Raw genomic sequence first — 24,890 nt, forward strand, 5'->3', positions numbered from 1 at the left:
ATGTCGGCATTCTAATCTTAAGTTCTTTGTTTGAGAACAGACAGCATTTTGAGGAGCCCTGTTACTGCTAACGATAGCAATAAAGAAGATAAGGAAATTAGTTGGCAGATGTTTCTACTTCTCTATCTTCTCTGTTTTGTTCCCGTTTGCCAGTTTCTCTGCTTTTTCCAGGCTTTCCTCGGCGTTATTGGCTAAAGCCTTGGCTTTCAGATCTGGTCCGCCTATTGCCCCCGCTAAGCTTACTTCAGCTTTTTCTACAAAGTTTTCGACTGCTGAAAAAGGATTAAAAACTGCAAAGCCGTTATTCTGGCTTGTTTTCGTGTCTTGGCTTTGTGCTAGACCTGTGGCTGCAAGGAGTACGCCGATAAGGAGAAGCGTCAGTAGTTTTTTCATATCTAGTATGGCTGTGCTTTTGTTTTTAACTGGTTTTGTTAACAATCGTTTAGTTATTCGGCCGTGATAGGTTTTTAGACCGTCTCTGAGCGGTTTTCGTGTTCAGTTCCGTTTACTGGTTTTCTTCTCCTTCCGGAGGTTTTTCCTCTTTTTTCTGTCCGAAGCCTGCGGATAGTATGCGGGTCAGTGCTTCTTCGCCTGTTTCATCCGTTTCCTCTATTTTGTCGTCAGGGAGCTCTAGGACAAGTCCGGAGGTTATGTTGGGTGCTGTTGGCATGAAGATTATTTCTCTGCCGTCTTCAGTCTTGTTGCCGGTTTTGAATCCGTTTATTCTGATGTCGCCGTGGTTTATCTTGACGGGTTTGGATAAGTCTTCTGTGCTGCCTAGCATTGTCTCTGTAGTGACTTTTGTGATGTTATAGACTGATCCGAGGAACGGTATACGGTCAAACACTTTGTCTAAGAGTTTTTCGAGTTGGAATCCTTGTTGTGTTCTCACTATTCTGCCTACTGCGGTGACTATGAATCCTCCGAATATAAGGAGTATGCTTAGTTTGAATGTTTGGTTTAGGTAGTATGCTGCTACGCCATTGTTGGCTATGAAGTCTGGGAATAGAATTGCTATGTTGAAGTAGTGGTTTCCGGGTATTGCTGCCAGTTTATCGAAGAGCCAGCTTACAACTATTAAAACTGCTAGTACTGGTAGTAGTACGATTGTTCCTGATACTGCTGGTTTTTTAGGATTGCCTAATCTCGCTGAAAGATTTGTTATGAACTCAGAACGGTTCTGTTGGTAGTATTCGAGTTTTTTACGTTGTTCTCGACCCTTTTCTATGCCTTGTTCAAGCATCTTCTGTGTTCCTTTCTCCAGATGCTTCCTACCTTCCCGAAAATGGTTCTGAGTGTTTTTCTCCCGTTCCTCTCCCATACAGTTACACCTTGATTCTCGGATTTTATTACTCTCACAATTTCAAAGAGCAAAAAGTTCCATCTAGTAACTTACAGGTTGCCCAACAACTTTTGTTAAACAAAATTACAGTCTGTAACATGGCAGAAAAGGAAGAAGCGCTCAGTCTCCACTCCAAAAAACCAGGGAAAATATCGGTCGAACCAAGCATCGACATCAGCACAAGAAAGGACCTAGAATTAGTATACACTCCGGGAGTTGCAGAACCCTGCAGAAAGATAAGTGAAGACGAAGAAAAAGCATATGACTACACATCAAAAGGAAACCTTGTAGCAGTAGTATCAGACGGATCTTCTGTTCTTGGACTTGGCGACATCGGTGCAGAAGCAGCCATGCCAGTAATGGAAGGCAAAGCCAACCTAATGAAAAAATTTGGTGGTGTAGACGGATTCCCCATCTGCATCAACGCAGACTCAGCAGAAGACATAATAGAACATGTGGAGAGAGAAGCACCGACATTTGGCGCGGTAAACCTGGAAGACATCAAAGCACCCAGATGCTTCAAAGCAGAAGAAGAGCTGAAAGAAAAACTGGATATTCCGGTATTCCATGATGATCAGCATGGAACAGCTATTGTAGTAGGGGCAGCTCTTAGAAACGCTCTAGAACTAGCTGACAAGGATTTAGAGGATTCTAGAATCGTTATCAGCGGTGCAGGGGCAGCAGGCATCGCAGTAGCCAATTTTCTTCTAGAGTCGGGAGCTGAAAACATTGTGCCGGCTGACTCATCAGGAATACTTAGAACAGAGGATGAAAACAGCTATAAGGCAGATCTCGCTGAAAGAACACTGGCTTCGGAAGAGGAAGGAGACTTAGAGGATGCAATGGAGAATGCGGATGTATTCATAGGGCTTTCAGCTCCAGGAATAGTCTCTCAAGAAATGGTTGGGTCAATGGCGCAGAAACCAATTGTGTTTGCGTTAGCTAATCCGGATCCTGAAATATATCCTGATGAAGCCAAGGAAGCAGGGGCTTTCATCACAGCTACCGGTAGATCAGACTTTGACAACCAAGTTAATAACTCTCTGGCATTTCCAGGTGTTTTCAGAGGTGCACTCGATGCTCGTACATCGGAAATAACTGAGGATATGAAGATAGCTGCATCAAATGTTATCAAGGAATTTATTGACCCTGAGAAGGATAAGATTGTGCCTGAGACATTGGATAAGGAACTGGCTATGGAAATTGCTGACAAGGTTAGGGAGGAAGCTGACTAACTTTATACCTCCATTCCCCCTCTTCGGCACCTTTATTATGTGCACATGCAGCTCTAGAGGAGGTAACTATGTCGCTGCCGCCGTCGTAGTCTATCTGTATCTCCCATCGACCTAAAGGCTTTTCCACATAAACTATTTCTTCTACATCGTAACTTTCCAAATTTTTGGAAATGTAATCACGATCTATGTTTACTTCGGTAACATCTCCCCGAATTGAGAAACAATCCACATTTTTACTTTGCAGAACTTCTTCTAGACGTTCTAACCCTTCAAGCTCTTCCCTATCATAAAACAAGGCTTCCAACCGGCTCCAGACTGAGTCCATAACTCTAAATACGGAAAAACTCTAAAATCATTTGCCTATCTATTCAGTTATCCAACTATTTTTAGCTTTCTATCATAAACTCTCTTCATGGAAGACAAAGTAAAACAAAAATACGTCAACGCAGGTAAAGTCATACAGAAGGCTCGAAGGCACGCCAGAGATATAGCCGAGCCAGGAACTAACTATGAAACAATTGCTGAAGAAATTGAAGGACTGATTAGGGATGAAGGTCTAGAACCAGCTTTCCCCGTCAATCTCTCAACTAACGATCGGGCGGCTCATTACTCACCCGAAACTTCTGAAGAAAGAGTTTTGAAGGAGTCTGATGTCCTTAAGATTGATATAGGAGCTCACTGTGAGGGATACATCGCAGATACTGCTTTGACAGTCAATACTTCTGGAGAATATGACGAGATGATTCAAACAAATAGGGAGGTTCTTCAGGCAGCTTTAGACTTCCTAGAACCAGGAGTAACGGTTGGAGAGCTTGGAACTCACATCCATAACCAGGTGCCTGATGAATACAGCGTTGTCAGGAACTTGACAGGTCACTCTTTAGATAAGTTTACTCAGCACGCTGGTCTTTCCATCCCTAACATCAGGAATTCGGATGAAACAGTTTTTGAAGAAGGTGATGCTGTTGCTATCGAGCCTTTCCTAACCAAAGGCAGTGGTAAGATAAAGGAAGGTAAGAAAGGAAATATTTACCTTCATCAGGGTGGTAATGTCCGTGGTAGGACTGAGAGACAGTTGTTGAAGAAGATAAAGAATTTTAATGGGTTGCCGTTCAGTTCTCGCTGGCTTGATATGAGCGGTAGAGAGAAGATGGCTTTGAAGAAACTGGTCCAGAGCGGCGCTGTCAAACACTATCCGGTCCTGAGAGAGGTAGATAAGGGAGTGGTAACTCAGGCTGAGCATACAGTTCTTGTTGGTGCTGATGACGGGGAAAATATTGTTACGACGAGGGAATAGAACAGGTTTTAGGGTTTCCTAAGCTGCTCAATGCGTAGAGCATTAATATTATTCCGCCAACTTTGATTCCTAGTCCGTTAAAAGGTAGTGCTGCGGTAGCTGCTCCAAGCCCTATTATGCTGGCAAATCCTACGCCGCAAGAAGCGCAGCCGGCTGCTAAAAATCCGGGCAGTATGCTCAAACTCTCTTTTCTAACTCCTACATTTCTAAACTGGATCATGGTGTTTGTCAATGTTATTCCACCCAAAAATGCGTATATGATGGTTATTGGAAAGTTTAGTATTCCTTTCATCTTTATGCTGGCATATGAGTTAAGTAAGGCGTCTAGAACTCTTCCTTGCCGCAATGTCTCTAAGTGCCAGTAGACATCGGTGCTGATCAGCATCAGTCCTAGAAAAGAAAGAGTAAATAAGAGGGAAATAAGAGCAGTCCTCCAAGTATCAACGGAAGACTTTACTGCAATAACTATCTGATCTAGGCGACCCATGAATCTCTGAATTCGTACAGCTTATCGTGGAATTTCCAGTAAAGTTCATCTCCCTGCTCCTGAACGCAGTTGGCAGCCTGATGAGCAGTACCAGAGTTTCTGTGAGCAGGATAATCCTTGTAAATGAACTCTACCTCTCCCGTACTCACATAGTTCTCCTTAAGCTGGCTCCAAGAGTTCCTCTTATCTATATCTCTTGAAGGAATGGCATCAAAGCCAGCCCACTCCGCACACCATGGGCATGCAAAGTCTGAAACCTCTATAACTCTGATAGAGGCATCGCTTTCACCTTTAGAAGGCTCATCATCTAGACTCATGTTTTCCAAGCTGTATTCGTCGCTTTCAACCGTATCGCTGGAAGATTCTGCCTCGGAAAGCTGCTCCTCGATTACAGGCTGCATGCTGGAGAAAGGCTGTGCGCCTTCAAGCTTCTCAAAACCTGTCTCCGAGTTACCAATTAGGAATGTAGGGGTGCCAACTCTGCCTAGCGCGCTGCTAGCCTCATTTCTATCCTCTACAGCCTCAGATCCATCTGCTGAGTTCATACAGCTTGCGAACTCCGACTTGTCCGCACCAACTTTACCAGCTATCTCCTCCATAACTTCGCCAGGACTCCCAGAAATCTGGGTCGGAGACTGTTCGCCCTCAGAATCATCTGATGTAGTGTCCAAAGAACCTGTAACCTGGTTAAAACTGATGCCAACAGCAAAACCTAGTGCCAGTCCAACGACAAGCGCACCGATTCCAAACTGGCTTGTTGTTAAAGTAATTCCGTTTCCAGTATGGTTGTCTTCTTCAGCATCTCTGGAACCTCCGTTTTCAGTATTTTTTTCGTCTTCTTCGTGTGTCTGGCTTTGGTGAATGTGAAGTCCTCTTTCGGTATCAAACTCTTCTCCACATTCGTCGCATTCATAACTCATATATGGTACAGAATAGGACAGTATTGAATAAAAGGAAAGGGGGTTATTCCCTCCGTCAGTTAAGAAAAAGAATGGACTTAGAAGATGCTTTAGGCGTAATAATCAGGCTGGTCGTCTTCTTCCTGGTCGATGTTGTTCATCTTCTGCGCCATCTTCCTGTACATCTCCCGATTCTCATCTGTGGCGGTAGCTCGTACATCCTCCAAGGCGTCCTCAAAGTCTTCCATTGTTGCTTCTTCACTTTCTGGATCACTTCTCAAAGCGTTCATGCCTGCTTCACGACATACAGATTCGATATCTGAACCAACATAGTTCTCTGTCTTCTCAGCAAGTTTATCGATGTCGACATCATCGTTCAGAGGCATGTCTTCCGTGTGTACTTCGAAAATTCTCTTTCTTGCATCCTCATCTGGTATCTCAACTTCGATGTTTCTATCGATTCTTCCAGGACGCATAATTGCCGGATCAATCATATCAGGTCGGTTCGTTGCTGCTATAACTGTTACTCCTTTCAATGATTCGATTCCATCGAGCTCTGTGAGTAGCTGGTTTACTACTCGGTCTCCTACCTGTGAGTCTCCGCTGCTGCCGCCTCTACGCGGTGCTATCGAGTCAATCTCGTCGATGAATAGTACGCATGGTGCGACCTGCCTTGCTTTCTTGAAGATTTCTCTGACGGATTCTTCTGATTCTCCTACGTACTTCGAGAAGACTTCGGGTCCTTTGATGGAGATGAAGTTTGCGTTGGCTTCGTTTGCTACTGCTTTGGCGAGCAGAGTCTTTCCTGTTCCTGGCATTCCATACATTAGGATGCCTTTTGGTACTTCGATTCCCATGTTTTCGAATCTTTCTGGGTACTTCTGCGGCCATTCAACCATTTCCTGAAGTCTTTCTTTGGTGTCGTTGAGCCCTCCGACGTCTTCCCAGGTGACCTGTGGTACTTCAACCATTACTTCACGCATCTGGCTTGGCTCGACATTTCTCAAGCCGTCCAGCATCGCATCTTCGTCAACTACCAGCTTCTCCAGTACTTCGCTTGGTATTTCTTCGTCCATGTCTATTTCAGGCAATACATTTCTTAAGGTGGACATAGCTGCTTCCTTACACAGCGCTTCCAGGTCTGCCCCCACATATCCGTGTGTCAGGTCTGCTATCTCATCTAAATCCACATCGTCTGCAAGAGGCATGTTTCTGGTGTGGATCTGGAGCACTTCTTTTCTTCCTTCTCTATTTGGTACTCCGATCTCGATTTCTCTGTCGAATCTTCCGCCACGCCGCAGTGCTGGGTCGATTGCTTCTGCACGGTTTGTTGCAGCTATGACGATGACGTTCTCTCTTGATTCTAAGCCATCCATTTCTGATAGTAGTGTGGCGACTACTCTTCTCTCGACTTCTCCGCCTGCGTCACCTCTTTTTGGTGCGATTGCGTCGATTTCATCGATGAATATAATCGATGGTTCGCCTTCCCGTGCTTCTTCGAACTTTTCACGGAGTTGTTTCTCACTTTCTCCGTAGTACTTGGACATTATCTCCGGTCCGTCGATCGATAGGAAGTTTGCATCTGCCTCGTTCGCAACTGCTTTAGCTAGGAGCGTTTTACCTGTTCCTGGCGGTCCTTGGAGGAGTACTCCTGATGGTGCGTCTATTCCGAGTTGTTGGAAGACTTCAGGATGTTTTAGAGGTAGTTCGATCATTTCTCTGACTTTTTGTACTTCTGATTCCAGTCCTCCGATGTCTTCGTAGGTGACCTCCGGTACTCTGACCTTTTGTTCGGTTTCCTTGACGGCTTGTTCTTTCATCTTGATTTCTGTGTTCTCTGTTATTTTGACCGGTCCTCTTGGCTTGGTCTTGACGACTCTTAGTTTGAGTTCTGAGAAGTTGAATCTCATGTTGTCTGTCATGCCTTCAAACATGTCGTCGAAAAGTCCTCTTGGACGGTCCTGGGCATCGGGGACTATTATGTCTCCTCTGATTACTGGGCGTCCGTTTAATCCTCTTTTCAGCATGTTTGGGTCGCTTACTTGCATTACTACTCCTTCTTCTGCAGGTGCAAGTGTTATCTGGTCTGCTTCTTCGAGTTCTGCTGGTTCTACTTCTACATGTTCCCCCAGTGAGGTTCCGGCGTTTTTCCTTGTGTAGCCGTCCATTCGTGCTATTCCGAGTCCTTTGTCCGCAGGGTAGCTTCTTGCTGCTCTTCCTACGGTTTCCCGGTTTCCTTCTATCAGTACTGCGTCTCCTTCCCGTACTCCTAGTTCTTCCATGATTTTGCTGTCTATACGAACGATGCCTTTGCCGACATCCTGTTGTGCGTTCGGAGGAACTTCTCCTACACGCAGTTTTACGCTATCTTCTCCCATTTTTGTGTTTTCACCATTGTAGCATTATTTTTCCAGTTCTCCGTTGTTATCATCGTTTCTAATCTTTTCCAGGATTTCCTTGTCGTCTATCATCACTGTAAATATGTGGTACGAAATCTTTGGCTCCCACTCTGTGAAGTATTCCCTCGCCTTATCCGTTTGCTTCTTGGCGATTATGAATACTGAGTCATCTATACGGATGTTAGGAATCTCGTCCATTAAACCATCTTTGTCATACTCGTAAGTCTTCCCATTCTTCTTCACAGTCTGCTTATACCCAAAAAGCCCTCTATAGAACTTGTTCCTCTCATAAACCGAATCAAAATTCTTCTTCTCAGTAGAATAAGTCAAGAGCGAAGCAGGTTCAGACATTGCATAACAACAATAAACAGGAATACTTAAAAAGTTTTTATGCATGTCAACAAAAAAGTTTCCTAGAATTGTTTTTCACTCAGTGATAAAAGATTTCCACAGCAAATCCAGAATGTGAAGCCGAATATAGAGAGAGTCTCCACAGGCTGCGAAAGCATCGACCAACTGTTGAACGGAGGGTTGGAGAAAGGCATCGTCAACAATGTCTACGGCGAATCCGGCTCAGGAAAGACAAACCTCTGTATTCAGGTAGCGGCCCAGGTAGCTGAGAAAGGAGAGAAAGTAGCATACATCGACACAGAAGCAGGCTTCTCCTCGGAAAGATTCCTGCAGATTTCTGACGAAGAAGCACTGGAAAATATACTGATCAAAGCACCAACAACCTTCGAAAAACAGGAAGCAGCAATCGAAACACTGGAAGAGACAGTCAAAGACCAAGAAATCAAACTAATAATCGTTGATTCAGCGGTCTCACTCTACAGATTGAAGGTAAACGGGGACAATGCTTCAGAGATAAACAACCAGCTCTCGGGCCAGCTCTCAGAACTTACTAAGATCGCCCGAGAACAGAATATTCCTGTGCTGATTACAAACCAGGTCTATACAAGCTTTGACGATGGTGACGAATTCGAACTAGTAGGAAGAGATGTGCCTAAGTACTGGAGTAAATGTCTTCTCAAGCTCTCTGACAAAGGTAAGAACCTGCGGCAGATGGAAATTTCCAAACACCGCTCGCTTCCAGAAGGAAAGAAGATTCAGTTTGAGATAACGGATAACGGTCTGGAAGAGACAAGTGAGAAAAGCCTCTTCTAGCAAACAATTTATAAATCTAAACTCTAGAGATATAGATTATGAAGTCCGCATCAATTATTGGTGGACACGTTCTGCAGTACTAATTCAGTAGTCTCAACTATATCTAAAGTTTCAACACAGATTTCTCAACTTTCTCAATCATCCAGTTCAACATTCGATTCAGTCTCAGTATCTATCTCAATTATCCTACTGCTGATTCTGACACTGCTGCTGTAATAGGCGCAGTGTTCACTTCTCGTTTTCTTGAATTCTATTTCAAGGTGAACACATCAATGCAACACAAATACAACACAACTAACGCAATAGATATGTACAAAACCGTAGACACAGCTGTAAAAGGAGGTGAAAGATGATGGCGTCAGATCAATATCGGAGCAGAGATGAAGTAGATGAAAGAGTAAGGACTGGTGCTAGGGAATATGAGGCTATTCATGGTGAACGCCCGCCAACAAATCCGAATGAGGCAGTAAGCACTAAGAATTCGTCTCCTACAGAGCACCCGGTAGAATCCATAATGGATGATGCAGAAATCGGAGTTGCTGCTCTTTTAGACTCAGAACCTGAGGATGAAAGAATAGTAGCTGACGGCGGTTTTGAGTATCAATTAGGTTATGAATCGGCAGATGATGTAGAGCGCCTTCAACAAAAAGCTGCTAATTATGAAGACCTGGATGTCCAGGAACACGGAGATGGAGTTATAGTTAGAGGACCGCATTCTGAAGTCAGAGAGTTCAGATCTGAGTACCGACAGTCTTTCGGCGCCCTTGATCCAGATAAGAAGAGAGATATGAGAAGTAAAAAGGTGGCAGCAGATGGTTCGGGGCTAAGAACTACTATGAGGGATGTGGACCATGGAGGTTCTGAAGAGGTCCAGTCTGTAATGGAGAGAGGGTCGGATTATACTGCTCCCGATGTAGTAGGTACTTCCATGGGCTCGTATGAAGATGAAGGAGAGGCAACTGAAGTTGTTGATCCAGAAGGAGTAATGGGAATGTAGAAAATCCGAAGGCAATCGGGAGATCCTTTTTAAATTCTTCTTTCTTATTTTCAGTTATGAGTTCGGCAATGAAGGGTGGACGCTTTATTGTTGGGTCCGCACGACTTCGATAAGTTTTCTAGTAGCCGAGCCTCAGCTTTATCCAATTCTGATTTGAATATTTCCGCTATCGGTATTATCTCCATTATTGGTATGATCATGGGTTAGAAGCCCCTCTGTCACAAAGTTCTTTTTTCCTCACAGGGTTTCTCTGGAGGTTCTAAATCGAAAATGACACAACAAAAATACACCACAACACAACACGACTCTGCAAAACCTGGCGAAAACATGGACAGCAGCAATGATATGATCTCGATGCAGCAGATTATGGAGGCCAGGGGGCGTATTATGGACGCAGCACATGAAACGCCGATGGACAAGTCCAGCACCTTTGCAGAGAAAGCAGGTGTAGAAAGTGTCGCTTTCAAGATGGAGAACTTCCAGAAAACAGGAGCATTCAAGATAAGAGGAGCCTACAACAAGATATCACAGCTTTCCGAAGAAGAAAAGGAGAGGGGAGTAATAGCAGCATCATCTGGAAATCATGCACAGGGTGTGGCATTGGCAGCCCAAGAACTTGGTGTTGATGCAAAGATAGTCATGCCCGAAAATACTGCTGAATCTAAAATTGAGGCAACATCCGGGTACGGCGCAGAAGTAGTTCTTTCAGGACAGGAATACGAAGAAGCATACGAAAAAGCCAGAAAACTACAGAAAGAAGAGAATCTAACTTTCGTTCATCCATACAATGATAAGAATGTGGTTGCTGGGCAGGGAACGCTCGGTCTTGAAATGGTTGAACAGCTCCCAGAACTTGACACAGTCCTCGTTGCTGTAGGCGGAGGAGGATTAATCAGTGGAATAGCTAGAGCAGTCAAGGCAAGAAATCCTGATGCAAAAGTCATAGGGGTTCAGACAGAGGGGTGTGGTTCAGCTAAACAGACTTTAAACTCTGATGAGATCTATGAGCGAGAATCTGTCGATACCGTGGCGAAGGGGATAGCGACAAGAAGTATAGGTGAGCTTCCAGCTAGATATCTCCGTGAGTTTGTTGATGAAGTGGTTTATGTCTCTGATGAAGAAGCTGAGGCTGCAACCGCTTTACTTGCCGAAAGGCAGAAAGTGGTTGTCGAGCCTGCTGGCGCGGTAGCTGCTGCAGCACTCCTATTCCAGAAAGAACACGATTTAGGATTGGAAGACGATGATGTGGCAGTCCCTCTCTGCGGCGCAAATATCGATCTTGAAGAGTTTGGTGAAATCTGTAGAAGAGGTAAGAGCTATCTTACGGAGGTGAAAAATCAATGTTAGATGGTGAAGCTGGCGGTGTTGAGAGTGTTTTAGAAAGGTTAGAGCCCGGAGATGAAGTTGCGGTAGGAACTACTTCAGGCAATGAATATAATGGATATGTGGGCAAAGTCCTCACGCCCGTGGGAGAAGGCAGTTACACTTTAGAGATGACCTATGGGACTGAAGGATGGAATCCCGATGATGTGAAGCAAGCAGGAGAAAACCGGCAGGAAACTCCTCTGAGAGATAGACCGGATCAGCTAGTTTTACAGTATGATGATGTAGGTCCTATTGGGTCAGAAATCCAAGATATTGAAGTGCTCGAAAAGTACAGACAAAGAGATTGAAATGTTGGAGCCTCGTCAACAAGTTCTTGGAGGATTTTTCTGTGATAACTTTAACACTTTTTTCTTCTATTCTTTCAGTATGAGTCTGGAAGAATACAGAAAGGAAATTGACAGGATTAACCATGATTTGGCAGAGTTGATTGCTGAAAGAATGGAGGTCGTGGAGAAAGTTGGAGAGTACAAAAAAGAGAATAACATGGAGATCAAAGACGAAGGAAGAGAAGAAGTAGTTAAAGACCAATTTGCAGATATATTTAAGCAAAATGACTTGCCTGGGCAGAAAGGAAGGAAGCTTGCCCATTTCCTTATAAGTATGGCTATTGAAGAGGAAGAAGAGGTAAAAGAGGAATGAAGGTTGCACTTCTAGGCCCGGAAGGAACTTACACGCATCAAGCAGCTGCCAGCTACTTTGAAGACCTGGAAACAGACTACTGTTCGACTATTAGGGATGTTTTCAACTCGGATACTGAGGTAAAGTTTGTTCCAGTTGAGAACTCTCTTGGAGGTGGTGTTTCTGATACTGTAGAGCTTCTGAAGTCTGGAGACGATACTGTCACTGCTGAAGTCAGACTTCAGATACAACACGCCTTGATCTCGGATGAAGACTCGATCGAAGATATTGAAAGGATCAAATCTCATCCTCAGGCGTTGTCTCAGTGCCAGAACTTGATTGAAGAGCACGGCTGGGAGAAAGAAGAAACTGGGTCAACTGCAGCAGCCGTTGAACAACTTGAGGAAGGTGAAGCTGCACTGGCTTCCGAGATCGCAGCTGAAATCAATGATAAGAACATTTTGGAGACTTCTGTCCAGGATACTGATTCAAATATAACTCGTTTCTTCGTGCTTAACGGAGATCCAGAACCTGAAGAGAAGACAGCGCTTGTCTTGGAGCCAGGTGAAGACCGTCCTGGACTGCTCCACGCGATGCTCTCCTGTTTCGCAGGTCATCAAGTCAACTTAACCCATATCCAGTCAAGACCAACGAAAAGAAAGCTGGGAGAGTACTATTTCTATGTTGAAGCAGATGCGGCTGGAGAAAAGCTTCAGGATACGATAGACTGTCTTGAAACCTATGCAGAGGTCCAAAATCTTGGAAGCTTCTCAGTACTCGGTGACGAAACATGAGAGAAAGAATAGAAAACATAGATCTTTCAATCAGAAAAATTTCGGAAAAAGCAGCTGACCAGGACGATATAGTAAGGTTTGACATCGGTCAGCCCAGCTTCGACACACCAGAACACATCAAAGAAGCCGCCAAAGAAGGACTGGAAAACAAACAGGGCTACAGCCCGATGCTAGGAATAGATGAGCTCAGAGAAGCAATCGCCGAAGAAGAAAATGGGAAAATAGGTTACGGTCCAGAAGGAAAAGAAATACTTAAAGACCATGTAATGGTTACTACAGGAGGAATGGGAGCACTCTACGCGATCTTTGCCGCAAGACTTGGAGACGACGACAAGGCAGTATTCAACGACCCATGTTGGGGACCTTACAAAATGATAAGCGAAGTATCAGAAAACCAGTGGACACAGGTACAGTACTGGGATGAAGACAGAAACCTGAGAGAGGAGGCGAAAGAAGAGATCGCTGAAGCAGATATGGTGGTTGTTAACACGCCTTCAAACCCGACAGGATATGTACTGACCGAGGAACAGGCAAAAGAGATCGGAGAGTTTGCAGATGAACACGATACTTTCCTGATCTCGGACGAAGTATACCATAGACTAACTTATGGAAAAGAGCACTATTCTCCAGCAGCTTACGCATGTGATTCGGCTATTATTGGCTCAGTCTCCAAGAACCATGCGATGACAGGATGGAGGATCGGATGGATAGTAGATGAAGAAGAAAATATCGAGCAGTATGCCAAAGTTTCAAGGGCTTCAACTGCTTGTCCTCCAAGAGTTTCACAGTATGCAGCTATTGAAGCCTTGCAGAACGACTCTCATGTGGAAGAGATGCGTGAGACATACGAAAAGAGGAGAGACCTGCTTGTTGAAAGGATGAATGATCTCGGCTGGGATTTCAGGGCTCCTGAAGGAGCTATCTATGCTTTCCCAGAAGTAGGAGAAGATTCCTGGAAGTTCTGTATGGAAATGATTGAGGACGGTGTTGCAATGGTTCCGGGAGAGCCAATGGGTCCCGAAAGTGATCAAAATATCAGGATTTGCTTCGGATCAACTACTGCAGGCGAAATCAGTTTAGCATTTGACAAATTAGAGGAAAAAATACAATGATTGACCAAAAGATTGCTATAGTAGGTGGTACAGGACAGTTCGGTCAGCATTTGGGTGAAAGGCTAGAGGAAAACAATGAAATCGTGATTTCCGGAAGCTCAGTTGAGAGAGCTAAGGAAGAGGCAGAGCCTCATGGCTGGGGTTATGGTGAAGGAAAGGAGATTGTGAAGGGTGCTGACATCGTGATTATCTCGGTTCCTATCGCAGTTACTGTTGATGTCATCCATGAAGTCGGACCGAATGTTTCTGATAGTGCACTTCTATGTGATGTGACTAGTGTCAAGCAAAAACCTGTTGAAGCCATGAAACAGTATTCTGATGAAGTGCTGGGAATGCATCCTATGTATGCTCCAAGTAACTCGATTAAAGGACAGAAGATTGTTATGTGTCCTGAGAAAGGGAAGAAATGGAGTGTTATGGAGGAGTTCTGGGAGGAGCACGGTGCAGATCTCCACTTTACAGATCCGAAGTCTCATGATAAAGCCACTTCTATTGTCCAGGGGTTGATGCATTTCTCAGAGCTTGTGATGGCGGATGTCATCAGAAAATCTGAACTATCCACAGATGAAATGAATGAGTACAGCACTCCTATCTACCAGTTGATCACAGACTTGACTGCCCGGATGCTTAACCAGAAGGCAGAGCTCTACGGCAGCATCCAGAACCACAATCCTGAGATAGAGGACGTAAGAGAAGAGGTTGTAGACTCTGCTGAAGAGTTAAGAGAGGTTATCAAGGATGATGAAGAGTTTTCTAAAAAGTTTGAGGAGCTTGGAGAGTCTTTCGATCTTGAAGGAGCTCAGGAGCGGACGGATAAGGTTATAGAGTTCCTTTCCAACGATGTACGTGATGATTGATTTATAATATTTAACTCGATTACTTTTAGTATGTCCAATCCTCTTGAAGAAGCCCGGCAGAACATCGACAAGGTGAACGAGGAGATAGTTCAATCCGTAGACAAACGTATGAGCGAAGTACTACGGATTATCGACTTCAAGGAAGAACACAACCTCGAAGTAAGGGACGAAGAAAGAGAGGAAAAAGTAATGAAACAGTTCGCCGACCGCTTCGAAGAACTAGGCTACCCAAGAACAAGAGGCAGACAACTAGGAAGAGTTCTGATCGACCTCGCAGTGGACCTAGAAAGAGAAGAACTCGACAAAAGAAGAGGAGACGAGTAAGCTTGTTCTATTCTGTTAAATCAATTGGAGATGTTTTGGTCTCTTTTGCAGGCTTTTCAAGTCCGTATTCATTAACAACTTCTTCGGCACTTAATCCTTCAGCGTAGTCTTCCACTGCATTTTCAATATCTTCTTCGAATTTTTCCTCATTAAGTCTATGGGTATCAGCTAGGTGCCCGGGCACCTCATTGTATATTTCAGCTGCTTCCGTACGAGTTAGCCCATACTCTTCAGCTTTCTGATGAAGAAGCTGTGTCATGCTGTTGTCGGGGTCGCTGTGTGTCCTCGTACGGTTCATCGGTATAATGATTTCTTCTCCTGATTTGTAGGAATTAGGCGATATAAACTCTCCATCCTCTGCTTCTTCAAATGTTGGCCAATGCTCGGTCATACAGCAAAATATTTATTTTATGCTTATCAATACCGCCGTTCTAAGATCAAATTTTAGAATCTCTTTCTGAATCAGTTAATGACAGTGGCCTTTGATTTTCCAATCTTGCAGACACTAAAACTTCATGTTATTCCCAAATTATCTGCCTACTTACCAATCGTCTTTCGTAGAACAATCCGGATCTATACACATTTCATAGTTGTTTCCACTCTTTCTAGAGACATGAATCTTTGGAGTGCCACATTCATCGCAAATTTCTCCCTGTGAAGTAACCTCACCGTTGTTAGGCAGCGGATAGGTGTTTTCACAGTCGTCGTATTCTGTGCATCCTACGAACCGGCCGTTGTCTGTTCTTATTATTTGTAGTGTTCCATCACAGTCGTCTCTGTCACACGGACCGAGTTTTCTCTTTTGGTCGCGATATTTATCGATAGCTCTAACCAGTTTGGCGCCGATTTCCTTCTCCTGTTCTTTAAAGTTGCGTAGAGTCTCACCAAGCTCGTCCCTAGCTCTCTCTAACGCCTCTTCCTTACTCTCCTCCTGATTCTTTATAGACTCCATTCTTTCCTCAAACTCTCTAGTAAGTTCCTCGGAGACGATTTCCGGACTGTACTCTTCCAATGTTTCAGCGATTGTTAGACCTAGATCGGTTACTACGATTGGATCGTCTTTGATGAACTCTCTGTCGTATAAACGGTCTACGACCTGTGCACGAGTGGCTTTTGTTCCAAGATTTCTTTTTTCCAGCTCTGAAACGATAGAAGTCTGAGAAAATCTTCTTGGTGGCTGAGTCTCTTTCTCAGCCTGTTCAAATTCGTCTACCGGCAGTTTTTCTCCTTCTTCTAACTCTGGTAGCTCTGCTTCTTCTACTTTGACGTATGGATCGTATAGGTCAAACCAGTTCCGCTTCTTTGTAACCTTGGACTTGGCGTTGAATGTGTATCCGTTTACTTCCAGCGTCATCGTCAATGACTGTCTTTTAGCTGGTTTTCCGAACACTGCGAAGAAACGCTTGACGATCAAGTCGTAGACCTTTCTCTCATTCTTTGAAAGATTACCGGGATTCTGTCCTGTAGGATAGATAGCAGGGTGAGCATCATCCTCTTTCTTACCTTGCTTAGTATACAGGTTATCGCTTTTATCCTTCTTCAAGACCTTTTTTGCCTTCTCAGTGTAGTTTTCCTGGTTCTTCAACTTGTTCAAGATATTTTTGTAGCCAATTTTCGGTGGAAGTTTCTGAGACTCAGTTCTTGGATAGGAAATCAATGAGTCTTCATAGAGATCCTGTGCAATGCTCTGTGTGGTTTTAGGGTTGATGTTGAACTGGCTTGAAGCCTCTTTCTGCAAGCCTGTCAGGTTGAAAGGTACAGGAGGCTTGTGACTGTAATTATTGATTTTGATGTTTGAGACTTCAGCTTCATCTTCGCCCTCAATTTCCGAAAATATTCCATCCGCTACTTCCTCCTCCCAGATTCTCTCATCTCCATCATCATGGAACTTCGCCCGAAATTCGGAGTTGTGAAGGAAAATCTCCCAGTAAGGATCAGGTTCAAACTCCTGAATCTCCCTTTCACGCTCAGCAAGGAAGTTCAAGGCTGGTCCCTGCACACGGCCTGTTGAGAGAGTTTTGTAACGATCATTTTCCCTAACTGCCTGCATCAGGGCACGGGAAACATTGATACCGTAGTAGAAATCGAGTATGTGTCGAGTTAAACCCGCTTCTGTCATACCCTTGTCGAAGTCTTCCAAGTTGTCGAAAGCCTCTTCCAAATCGCTTGGAGTCAAGGTAGAAAACTTCATACGCCTGATACGAGACTCATCCGTAGTACCAAGCTCCTTGATAACTCTATCTCCGATGACTGACCCTTCAAGATCGAAGTCGCATGCGTTGATATATTCATCTGCTTTCTCACATTGGTCACGGAGGTTTCTGTAGTATTTTTTCATGTAATCCGCAGAATCACTGGTTTCAAAGGTTGGAGCCCAGTCTACTTCGAAAACAGGATAGTCCCAGCCCTCACTGGTCTGCTCTAAGTTGAAGATGTGTCCTACGGCAGGTGCGATTATAATTTTCTCGTCATCAGTCTCAACGATGTAGTTCTTGACGCCGTGGTTCTCCTCAATACTGTAGTTCCCTAATGCCTGAGCCAGCTTAGAAGCAACATTCGGCTTCTCACCAACCATCACTGTAGTCTGCATATGGCACTACATTGTGGCCTAGACTTAAATTAGAGATAGTCTCTGAAATGGGTTTATAAAACTAAAATCTAGATGTTAGGATGCGGTAACAATAGGTGAAAAAATGGTAAGATTTGGCTTTGAAGATGGAAAGGAAACGGACAACGATCAGATAAAAAAATTACTAGAAGAAAGAGGGGCGGATGGCTTCCAATCTACGGTTATATCTACTCTGGATGCAGAGATAACGGTTTATGATGAATCCAGTAGCTATGCTGTAAGTATTGATGGAGATGATTATGATACATTTAGTGAAGCCATTGATGATCACTATGATGGTAGAGAAGCTGAAGAAGTAGCTGGAGTAACAAGAGATAGAAGACCCGGAGATCCAATGACTGATGGAGGAACTACTGTATACGATGATGAGACTGGGGAAGACAGGCTTTATGATGTTCCTGAGCTCTCAGAAGATGCACAAAGAATTTTGGATAGTATGACACAAGAAGAATAAAAAATGTAAATTTTCTTTCTCTCTATCTTGATCCTCCTATTAGGGATGCTGCGACTATGATTGCTGCTGAAAGTACTACGAAGTCGCCTCCTGCTGTTACTCCTGCTAGGTCTGCTCCTGCTACCACGATGAATGTGGTTATGAAGAAGGAGATTATTCCCAGGATTATCAGTACTACAAAGGCAACTACGCTTTCAACCATGTCCGACAGTGCATCCATTGCACCCATTTGATTCTGCACCTCCAATTAAACATTGGGTTTTCAGGTCTTTAATCTATTTCCAAGTATTCTCTTCCGCCCATGTAGCTTTGCAGTGCTTCTGGAATTTTGATTCCTTTTTCTGTCTGGTTGTTTTCCATTATAGCAGTAATGATTCGTGGGTTTGCTAGTGCGGTGGCATAGACGGTGTACGGTGTTTTCCGGTCTCCGTCTTCGAAGAACTGCGTGCCAAGCTTGTTAGCCTGGTAGTCTATGCAGCTTCCGTAGCTGCCGACTTCTCCGTATTCTCCTAGTGGAGGACGCCAGACTTCTATATCGTACTGTTTGAATGTTTTGTCGCCTATATCTCCGTCGCAGATATCTACTACTCTGTAAGGTAGTCCTAGTTCCTGCATGATTTCTTCTGCGTTTTCCAGCATCCATTCTAGGTGTTCTATGTGGTTATCTGGATGAGTGAACATGAACTGTTCGACTTTCTCGAACTGGTGTACTCTCCAGAGTCCTCTGGTCTGTTTGCCGTGTTTTCCGGCTTCTCTTCGGAAGTTGGTTGAGAATCCTCCGAGTTTGAGAGGTAGTTCGCCTTCTCCGATAACTTCATCTTTCTTCATCACTGCTAAAGCGTGTTCTGCTGTTGCGATCAGGTATCGACCATTCTCGTTGACTTGGTAAAGCTGGTCTTCGAATGCCTCCATGTCGACAGCGGCACTTATGGCATCTCCTTCCAGCATATAAGGTGTTTGATGTGTCTCGAAGCCTTTTTCCTTAATGAAGTCAAGCGCAAAACTGGTTAATGCCTGGTTGAGCTGTACTAGTTCTGTTGTGAGGTAATAGGCTCTTTCCCCTCCTACTTCAGCCGCTTTTTCGCTGAGCAAGAGATTGTTTCTTTCTATTATATCTGCTGCAAGCTCTGATTCATCAGCCTTACCTTCTTCAGGCTCCCAGGTCCTAAGCTCTGGATTATCTTCCTCTCCGTCTCCTTCAGGAACTGATTCGCCAAGAAGGTTAGCGATCTCATATCTTAAACTGTCTCTTTCTTCCTTTACTTCGTCGACTCTGTCTTCAAGCTCTTGTATTTTCTGTTTGACTTCCTGCATCCGTTCTATCTTTTCTTCAGCATCTTCTCCGTTCTGTTTCGCCGCAGCTATTTCATCTCCAACAGTGTTTCTCTCCTGCTGAAGGCTTTCAAGTTCCTGCAGTTTTTCACGCCATTCTTCGTCCAGTTCGATTACTTCTTCGACTTTTCCTGGTTCTTTCCCTCTGCGTCGCTGTGAATCCTTGATTCTCTCAGGATTCTCACGGAAGACTTCGATGCTGATCATAAGAATTCACTTGTGAAGAAAATTTTATCTAGAACAGGTTTTAACTCAATGTTCAAAACTTTGTGTAGACGCGTATCCACCTTTCATCGGTAATCCAATATTACCTATCCAAAGTTAAGTAATCTGTCCATAGGAGTGGAGTCATAAAGAAGCATCCCTAAAACTTGAGTATGAAAGAAGTCGCTGGATACGAGTTTGACGAAACACATCCCACTGAGCTAAAAGAAGAAGTAGTAACTGAAAAAGAATTCGACAAGATCAAAGAAGCAATGGACCTCGACGACCTAATCCGCTTCGGCAAAAGACCATTCGACGCACCACCAGGCAAAGTAAGAATCTGGGTAGAAGAAGACGAACCAGAAGAAGAGGAATAAAATCGAAACTTTTCCTCTGTACTTTTCTATGTCCGGTAATCCTTCATTCAAAACCTGTTTGCGCCTTTAACTTGATTATTCTGAGCTATTGCCATTAATTTTTGCCATTAACTGGGTTAGTACTTGGCTTTGCGTAACAGGAGGTTTCTCTTGTTCTTGATTCTCCAAAGGATTTTCATGAATTCTATCCATGGCGTCTTTCACAAATTCTCCTGCTTTCTCATCGGGTAGATCTTCTTTCAGTACTTCTCTATAGGCCATCATAGAAAGGGCAATGTTAGACTTAAACTCGTATTCTTGCATAATTTTCTTTTGTTTAGAGTGGTTGGAAACAGAAAACCACACAGCTACAGATACCGGTATTAAAAGCGCTATCTTTGCTATAAAAATAGTTCCTGTAGCCATTGAATCAATCTGGTTATATAGATGCCAGGAGAAGACTATCAAAGCTGATATAGACAGAATGGATGCGCCGAGCCATGTGAAAACTGATATTCTCAAGTCCTTTTTCCTTTCGTTGAATATTGATCCTATCTCTTCGCTTGCCTGACCCTCTACTAAATTACTGCTGGTCTCAAGTAATCGATTTGCCTTTTTCTCGAGTTCGTCTATATCTTCTTTCTTCCTTTCTATTTCTCTAATCTTTTCGGAAACTCTCTTTTCCTTTGTTGATAGTACTTGCAGTAGGCTGTCAATGCTCTCATCATAGTCTTCTTCGTCATTTAATGTTTGATAAATTGCTTTTTCAAGCCGGATACCAGCTTGATTTAGCTCGAACATGTTTTTCTTTGTTACATTCTGTTTAAGTTTGGCGACAGCATGATTTATTCCAGCAAGAGATTGCTGAATTTCATCATATTGACCAATTTCTTCTATTTTGCCTGTGTCTACCCAATTTTTTACCCTATCTAGATCCTCTTTTATTTTACTTAGTTCTTGGTCTTCTATTCTATCCTTTCTCTCTTCCAAGAAAACATCAGAGTCTTCGATGTTGGCTTTAGCATCCTCCCAGTTAGAGTAGATTTCGGTTATTTGTTCAGGAGGTTCTGCCATGGTATCACTTACTCCAATTTTTCATACTTAATTTATTCAGTATTTTGTTAACTTATCCGCTAATATTCTAATTGCCGCTTTCTCCTACCTACTCTAGTTTATTGTTTAATCAAATTTCCCTCTGGAAATAGGTTGAAAATAAAAATGGAGAGATCGGAGATATTACTCCTCAATGTAATCTGGCTTTTCGTGCCCAATTTCTTCCAGAGGGTCAAGCAGTTTTGGGTTTTCTTTGAAGTGTTCTCTTACTGGTTCGAATCTGTCTATTACTTGGTCTGCTACTGCTTCTTTCAGGTCTAGTGGGTGTAGTTCGCCTGATTCAAAGTCTTCTGCCATTTCTTCGAATTTCTCGTAGTGTAGGTCTCCGCCGTATTCGTCCTTTCTTTCGACATGCAGTTCTCTGTCGGCGCCGAAGATGAAGACTTCTGCGATTTCGATGACTGGGTTATCTTCTACTTCGCCCTGTGGGCAGTATGCGTCTTCAAGTGTTTCTTGGATTCTGCTTGGGTCGGCGTGGAGTGGGAACATCGTATTTTTCTTTGATGAACTCATCTTGTCTCCTTCTCCGCTTAGAGAGCTCAAGAGAGGCCAGTGCAGGCATGTAGGCTTCTCATATCCCAGTTTCGGTAGTTTTTCTCTTGCGAGCATGTGGATCTTTCTCTGATCTATTCCGGCTACTGCCAGATCCAGGTCTAGGTGTACGATATCTAGTGCTTGCATCAGAGGGTAGACGACTTGTGATGTATAGATGCTGTCCTGTTCGGATGCTACTTCGCCCATTGCTCTTTCTCCACGGGTCACGGTTGTGTTCTGTGTCATTCGGAGGATGTCGTGGAAGTACTCTGTGCTTTCCTGGAATTCTCGTCCTTTAACATATTCTGCATCAAGTCCGCAGGCTTCAAATGTGGCTTGCCAGTAGTCGACCATGTCCTGGATCCATTCCTCATCTCCTTTCTTGTTAAGATAGGTGTGGAGGTCTGCGAATAGGATTACGGGCTGGAAGCCGGCTTTCTGTATGTCCTTCATCTTTCGGATCTGAATCCAGTGTCCGAGATGTACAGGGCCGGATGTTTCGTTGCCGATATAGGCTCTTGGCTCGTCTTTTTCTCTTAGTATTTCTTCAAGTTCTTCTTCCTGTATGATTTCCTCGGTATTTCTGAGAACCAGTTCTTTCCGTTCTTCAATATCCATGTTTTAATTCACCTGTCAGAAGGTTCGGAGAGAAGCCTTAAAGATTTAGAGCTGTGATTAGAAGATTTTGAATCAGTTGCAAACTTGCCGAAGGTAAAAACATCCACCTTTCATTGGTCTTCAAGCAGGTTTTTCTTCGTCAAAGTTAAATTTGTTTCCTGCTGCCCTAGGGAATGATTTCTGCGTCGTCTAGAATTGTTCTGGTGGTTTCTTCATCTATGAGCATGTCGTCGATTTCGTTGAAGTCGTGGACTCCGTATTCTATTGCTGCTTCTCTTAGTTCTTCGTATTTTTCGAGTGCTCTTCTGAGTTCGGTGCCTGTTACTCTTCCTTCGTATCTTGGTTCTGATCTCTGGACATTTTTGTAGTGTTCTTCCATTGCTTCTGCGGCTTCGCCAGCTTCACTCATGAGAATCCATTCGCTACTATTTTCTCTCAGCGACGCTTTTTCTGGGTCGTCCACAAATTCGGCAGTGGAAAGATCAGGATGTTGCGGTGAATCTTCCAGTTCGTCTAAAACTTCTCTACCCTCTTCGTATGCTGCCTGTGCAATGCTATCTAAGATATCGATGCATCTGGAGTAGTCTAGAGGTTCTAGCTCTTGCTGGTAAATCAATGCTACCTGCAGTTCTGAAGTAGCTGTTCCAAGTATTTCCTCTGCTTCACTCTTCCTAACTAAGATTTCATCAGAGTCCATACACTATACTGAACAGTAAATGTCTTTAATCTACAAGTTTTACTGATTCCGCATTTAAGGTTTCTTCCAGCTCTTCAGGGCTTATTTCAACGCCTATAACTCGAGAACCTGCAGCAGGTCTAACAATATCGTGTTCTAAAAGTTCTTCCTCCATGTAGACCGGTATTTCTAGGTCAAATGGTGATACGCCGCCGATTACATAGCCTGTCCGGTTCTTTACTTCTTCTGGGTCTGCCATCCTGACATTTTCTTCTCCTGTGTTTTCTCTTATCTTGTCTGTGTCTACTCTTTCGTCGCCGGGCGCTAGAACCGCTACAAGGTTTTCACCTGTTTTGAAGATCAGTGTCTTGACTATCTGGTTGATCTTAATGTCTGTGTGCTGGGCGGATTCTTCGCATGTCTCGGCTTTAGGATGGACCTTGAATTCGACATCTAATTCTTTTTCCTTGCAGAATTCTTTGACTCTGAGGATATTTTCCCGGTCTTCTTCGAAGAATTCTATGAACTGTTCTAGTTCTTCTGGTTTCTGTCTGAATGATTCTGACATATTATGAGAAATAGTTTCAAACATTTTTGTTACCATTTCCTTTCCCATGATAGAGATTGATGGTAGGAAGGGCGGTGGTCAGATGCTGAGAACAGCTTTGACGCTGAGCGCAGTGACAGGTGAAAACTTTGAACTGGAGAATATCAGAGGTTCTAGAAGCAATCCTGGACTGAAGAACCAGCACTTGGAATGCGTTAAAACTGCTGGACGACTCTGCGATGCCAAACTAGAGGGAGATCAAAAAGGTTCGGAAAGGATCGTCTTTAAGCCTGGCAACATCAGAAACGAATCTTTTACTTCGAATATAGGGACTGCTGGAAGTATTACTCTGCTTTTTGACACTGTTTTACCTGTAACAACTCAGTTTTCTGACTCCTTCAGGTTTACTGCTAAGGGCGGAACTGATGTGAAGTGGTCTCCGACGTTCAACTATTTCAAACATGTCAAACTTCCGCTTCTGAGAAAGCACGGTTTGGTAGCAGACATAGAATTAGGGGAGACAGGTTATTATCCTAAAGGAGGTGGTAAGGCAGTTTTAACTACTGAAGAATACTCTATGAGTTCGCCGGACTTAAAGGAGAGGGGAGAACTAGAAAGATTTGAGATTTACTCCAAGGCTTCGAAGGATTTAGAATCACAGGGTGTTGCTGGTCGACAAGCTGATGAAGCTGCTAAACTACTGAAAAATAATCATCTCTCCGTTCCGATAGACAAAAATATCGTTTATGAGGATGCTAAGTCCACAGGTTCATCGCTTCTTGTCAAAGCAGTGTATGAGAACTCTGTAGCTGGTTTTGATGCGGTCGGTGAGAAAGGGAAGAGATCGGAAGATGTGGCGAGAGAAGCTGTTGAAGAGTTTAAATCATTCCATGAAACAGATGCGGCCGTTGATCTCTATATGGCTGACCAGTTAATGATCTTCCTGGCTCTGGTCGGCGGGAAAGTATCTATACCTGAAGTAACGGAGCATGTTCAAACCAATCTGGAAGTGATCAGGAGCTTTGGCTTTGACTTGGAAATTGAGAAAACAGGCAAGAAAAATGTGTTGAAGAAGGTCTAGAATATTTTTTATTCGATTTCTATTTCTGTTCCTTCGTCTTCGCTTAGTTCTGCGCTGATTTCCAGTACTCCATCTTCGTATTCGGCGTTGATGGTTTCTTCGTCTACTTCTCTTGGCCATTGGACTGTTCTGCGGAAGCTTCTGCTGCTTCTCTCTTTTCTCAGGTATTTTTCGTTCTCTTCTTTTATTTCTTGACTTGCTTCGGCGCTGATTTCTACTTTTTGGCCGTCTGCTTTGATATTGATGTCTTCTTTCTGTACTCCGGGAAGATCGGCTGAGATGATGAGGTTTCCGTCTTCTTCTCTTACATCGATGGGCATGTGTCCTGTGAATTCTGTGGCTAGGTTCATTCCTTTGTTCTGGAATTCTTCGATCATGTTCTGCATCTGTTCGAAGAGGTCGTCGGAGTTTTGGCGATCAAGTCGTCTCATAACA

Annotated in this window: 30 protein-coding genes; 14 read left to right on the top strand and 16 right to left on the bottom strand. The window is 43.7% G+C overall.

The window, feature by feature from the left end; translation table 11 throughout:
- Positions 1-114: 114 nt before the first annotated feature.
- Together LC1Nh_RS00305 and LC1Nh_RS00310 are read right to left on the bottom strand one after the other, a co-directional pair.
- Positions 115-393, bottom strand: coding sequence for a hypothetical protein (locus LC1Nh_RS00305; protein WP_153549707.1), 279 nt, complete (start codon positions 391-393; stop codon positions 115-117).
- Between the two features lie 112 nt (positions 394-505).
- Positions 506-1,321 carry a DUF502 domain-containing protein gene (locus LC1Nh_RS00310; protein WP_153549708.1) on the bottom strand — a complete coding sequence of 272 codons (816 nt, stop codon included), beginning with the start codon at positions 1,319-1,321 and terminating at the stop codon, positions 506-508.
- A gap of 119 nt (positions 1,322-1,440) precedes the next feature.
- On the opposite strand from LC1Nh_RS00310, the gene LC1Nh_RS00315 reads away from it, so the two are divergent.
- Positions 1,441-2,577, top strand: a complete 1,137-nt coding sequence (locus LC1Nh_RS00315; RefSeq protein ID WP_153549709.1) for an NAD(P)-dependent malic enzyme — start codon at positions 1,441-1,443, stop codon at positions 2,575-2,577.
- Here the strand turns inward: LC1Nh_RS00315 and LC1Nh_RS00320 are convergent.
- Positions 2,558-2,902 (bottom strand): hypothetical protein, encoded by a 345-nt coding sequence (locus tag LC1Nh_RS00320; protein WP_153549710.1) that lies wholly within the window; start codon positions 2,900-2,902, stop codon positions 2,558-2,560. The genes LC1Nh_RS00315 and LC1Nh_RS00320 overlap by 20 nt on opposite strands.
- Positions 2,903-2,989: 87 nt before the next feature.
- On the opposite strand from LC1Nh_RS00320, the gene map reads away from it, so the two are divergent.
- Entirely contained in the window at positions 2,990-3,874 is an 885-nt protein-coding gene (gene map / locus LC1Nh_RS00325) for a type II methionyl aminopeptidase (RefSeq protein WP_153549711.1), read from the top strand.
- On the opposite strand, the gene LC1Nh_RS00330 is transcribed toward map, so the two are convergent.
- The 4 genes from LC1Nh_RS00330 to LC1Nh_RS00345 form a co-directional block, all read right to left on the bottom strand.
- The gene (locus tag LC1Nh_RS00330) at positions 3,858-4,361 is read right to left on the bottom strand and encodes a hypothetical protein (protein WP_153549712.1); all 504 of its coding nucleotides are present in this window, start codon (positions 4,359-4,361) and stop codon (positions 3,858-3,860) included. The genes map and LC1Nh_RS00330 overlap by 17 nt on opposite strands.
- Positions 4,349-5,281 (bottom strand): thioredoxin domain-containing protein, encoded by a 933-nt coding sequence (locus tag LC1Nh_RS00335; protein WP_153549713.1) that lies wholly within the window; start codon positions 5,279-5,281, stop codon positions 4,349-4,351. Before LC1Nh_RS00335 ends, LC1Nh_RS00330 begins: the two co-directional genes overlap by 13 nt.
- An 89-nt stretch (positions 5,282-5,370) precedes the next feature.
- Positions 5,371-7,638, bottom strand: coding sequence for a CDC48 family AAA ATPase (locus LC1Nh_RS00340; protein WP_153549714.1), 2,268 nt, complete (start codon positions 7,636-7,638; stop codon positions 5,371-5,373).
- A gap of 24 nt (positions 7,639-7,662) precedes the next feature.
- Positions 7,663-8,010, bottom strand: a complete 348-nt coding sequence (locus tag LC1Nh_RS00345; RefSeq protein WP_153549715.1) for a hypothetical protein — start codon at positions 8,008-8,010, stop codon at positions 7,663-7,665.
- A gap of 114 nt (positions 8,011-8,124) precedes the next feature.
- Here LC1Nh_RS00345 and radB point away from each other — a divergent pair, with 114 nt between their 5' ends.
- The 9 genes from radB (at position 8,125) to LC1Nh_RS00390 (ending at position 14,911) form a co-directional block, all read left to right on the top strand.
- Positions 8,125-8,823 carry a DNA repair and recombination protein RadB gene (gene radB, locus LC1Nh_RS00350; protein ID WP_217907049.1) on the top strand — a complete coding sequence of 233 codons (699 nt, stop codon included), beginning with the start codon at positions 8,125-8,127 and terminating at the stop codon, positions 8,821-8,823.
- 352 nt (positions 8,824-9,175) lie between these two features.
- Positions 9,176-9,820: a hypothetical protein gene (locus LC1Nh_RS00355; RefSeq protein ID WP_153549717.1), complete on the top strand. Its 645-nt coding sequence runs from the start codon at positions 9,176-9,178 to the stop codon at positions 9,818-9,820.
- Positions 9,821-10,090: 270 nt separating this feature from the next.
- On the top strand, positions 10,091-11,167 hold the full coding sequence (gene ilvA / locus LC1Nh_RS00360; protein ID WP_153549718.1) for a threonine ammonia-lyase: 1,077 nt from the start codon (positions 10,091-10,093) through the stop codon (positions 11,165-11,167).
- Positions 11,161-11,493 (top strand): hypothetical protein, encoded by a 333-nt coding sequence (locus tag LC1Nh_RS00365; protein ID WP_153549719.1) that lies wholly within the window; start codon positions 11,161-11,163, stop codon positions 11,491-11,493. Before ilvA ends, LC1Nh_RS00365 begins: the two co-directional genes overlap by 7 nt.
- Before the next feature lie 79 nt (positions 11,494-11,572).
- Entirely contained in the window at positions 11,573-11,845 is a 273-nt protein-coding gene (locus tag LC1Nh_RS00370; protein WP_217907050.1) for a chorismate mutase, read from the top strand.
- The gene (locus LC1Nh_RS00375) at positions 11,842-12,618 is read left to right on the top strand and encodes a prephenate dehydratase (protein ID WP_153549721.1); all 777 of its coding nucleotides are present in this window, start codon (positions 11,842-11,844) and stop codon (positions 12,616-12,618) included. The genes LC1Nh_RS00370 and LC1Nh_RS00375 overlap by 4 nt, the downstream gene beginning before the upstream one ends.
- Complete coding sequence (locus LC1Nh_RS00380) at positions 12,615-13,730, top strand: pyridoxal phosphate-dependent aminotransferase (RefSeq protein WP_153549722.1); 1,116 nt, start codon at positions 12,615-12,617, stop codon at positions 13,728-13,730. Before LC1Nh_RS00375 ends, LC1Nh_RS00380 begins: the two co-directional genes overlap by 4 nt.
- Positions 13,727-14,587, top strand: a complete 861-nt coding sequence (locus LC1Nh_RS00385) for a prephenate dehydrogenase/arogenate dehydrogenase family protein (RefSeq protein ID WP_153549723.1) — start codon at positions 13,727-13,729, stop codon at positions 14,585-14,587. The genes LC1Nh_RS00380 and LC1Nh_RS00385 overlap by 4 nt, the downstream gene beginning before the upstream one ends.
- A 30-nt stretch (positions 14,588-14,617) precedes the next feature.
- The gene (locus LC1Nh_RS00390) at positions 14,618-14,911 is read left to right on the top strand and encodes a chorismate mutase (protein WP_153549724.1); all 294 of its coding nucleotides are present in this window, start codon (positions 14,618-14,620) and stop codon (positions 14,909-14,911) included.
- A gap of 7 nt (positions 14,912-14,918) precedes the next feature.
- Here LC1Nh_RS00390 and LC1Nh_RS00395 read toward each other — a convergent pair whose 3' ends face one another.
- Together LC1Nh_RS00395 and topA are read right to left on the bottom strand one after the other, a co-directional pair.
- A complete protein-coding gene (locus LC1Nh_RS00395; RefSeq protein WP_153549725.1) occupies positions 14,919-15,302 on the bottom strand; it encodes a hypothetical protein in 384 nt (127 codons plus the stop codon).
- 150 nt (positions 15,303-15,452) lie between these two features.
- Complete coding sequence (gene topA, locus LC1Nh_RS00400) at positions 15,453-17,501, bottom strand: DNA topoisomerase I (protein ID WP_153550821.1); 2,049 nt, start codon at positions 17,499-17,501, stop codon at positions 15,453-15,455.
- 103 nt (positions 17,502-17,604) lie between these two features.
- Between topA and LC1Nh_RS00405 the strand changes: the two genes are divergently transcribed.
- Positions 17,605-17,994, top strand: a complete 390-nt coding sequence (locus LC1Nh_RS00405; protein ID WP_153549726.1) for a hypothetical protein — start codon at positions 17,605-17,607, stop codon at positions 17,992-17,994.
- Between the two features lie 22 nt (positions 17,995-18,016).
- Here LC1Nh_RS00405 and LC1Nh_RS00410 read toward each other — a convergent pair whose 3' ends face one another.
- Positions 18,017-18,223: a hypothetical protein gene (locus LC1Nh_RS00410; RefSeq protein ID WP_153549727.1), complete on the bottom strand. Its 207-nt coding sequence runs from the start codon at positions 18,221-18,223 to the stop codon at positions 18,017-18,019.
- 41 nt (positions 18,224-18,264) lie between these two features.
- Positions 18,265-19,533, bottom strand: coding sequence for a serine--tRNA ligase (gene serS / locus LC1Nh_RS00415; RefSeq protein ID WP_153549728.1), 1,269 nt, complete (start codon positions 19,531-19,533; stop codon positions 18,265-18,267).
- 170 nt (positions 19,534-19,703) lie between these two features.
- Here serS and LC1Nh_RS00420 point away from each other — a divergent pair, with 170 nt between their 5' ends.
- A complete protein-coding gene (locus LC1Nh_RS00420) occupies positions 19,704-19,907 on the top strand; it encodes a hypothetical protein (RefSeq protein WP_153549729.1) in 204 nt (67 codons plus the stop codon).
- 75 nt (positions 19,908-19,982) lie between these two features.
- On the opposite strand, the gene LC1Nh_RS00425 is transcribed toward LC1Nh_RS00420, so the two are convergent.
- From LC1Nh_RS00425 to LC1Nh_RS00440, 4 genes are all read right to left on the bottom strand, one after another.
- Positions 19,983-20,960, bottom strand: a complete 978-nt coding sequence (locus tag LC1Nh_RS00425; RefSeq protein ID WP_153549730.1) for a V-type ATP synthase subunit I domain-containing protein — start codon at positions 20,958-20,960, stop codon at positions 19,983-19,985.
- A gap of 162 nt (positions 20,961-21,122) precedes the next feature.
- Positions 21,123-22,151 carry a tyrosine--tRNA ligase gene (locus LC1Nh_RS00430; RefSeq protein WP_153549731.1) on the bottom strand — a complete coding sequence of 343 codons (1,029 nt, stop codon included), beginning with the start codon at positions 22,149-22,151 and terminating at the stop codon, positions 21,123-21,125.
- 166 nt (positions 22,152-22,317) lie between these two features.
- Positions 22,318-22,848 (bottom strand): hypothetical protein, encoded by a 531-nt coding sequence (locus LC1Nh_RS00435; RefSeq protein WP_153549732.1) that lies wholly within the window; start codon positions 22,846-22,848, stop codon positions 22,318-22,320.
- A 25-nt stretch (positions 22,849-22,873) separates the two neighbouring features.
- A complete protein-coding gene (locus LC1Nh_RS00440) occupies positions 22,874-23,395 on the bottom strand; it encodes an aminoacyl-tRNA deacylase (RefSeq protein ID WP_217907051.1) in 522 nt (173 codons plus the stop codon).
- A gap of 46 nt (positions 23,396-23,441) precedes the next feature.
- On the opposite strand from LC1Nh_RS00440, the gene rtcA reads away from it, so the two are divergent.
- On the top strand, positions 23,442-24,455 hold the full coding sequence (gene rtcA / locus LC1Nh_RS00445; RefSeq protein ID WP_153549734.1) for an RNA 3'-terminal phosphate cyclase: 1,014 nt from the start codon (positions 23,442-23,444) through the stop codon (positions 24,453-24,455).
- 8 nt (positions 24,456-24,463) lie between these two features.
- Here rtcA and LC1Nh_RS00450 read toward each other — a convergent pair whose 3' ends face one another.
- Complete coding sequence (locus LC1Nh_RS00450; protein WP_153549735.1) at positions 24,464-24,886, bottom strand: Hsp20/alpha crystallin family protein; 423 nt, start codon at positions 24,884-24,886, stop codon at positions 24,464-24,466.
- Positions 24,887-24,890 lie beyond the last annotated feature (4 nt).

It is taken from the genome of Candidatus Nanohalobium constans, assembly GCF_009617975.1.
Lineage (GTDB): Archaea > Nanohalarchaeota > Nanosalinia > Nanosalinales > Nanosalinaceae > Nanohalobium > Nanohalobium constans.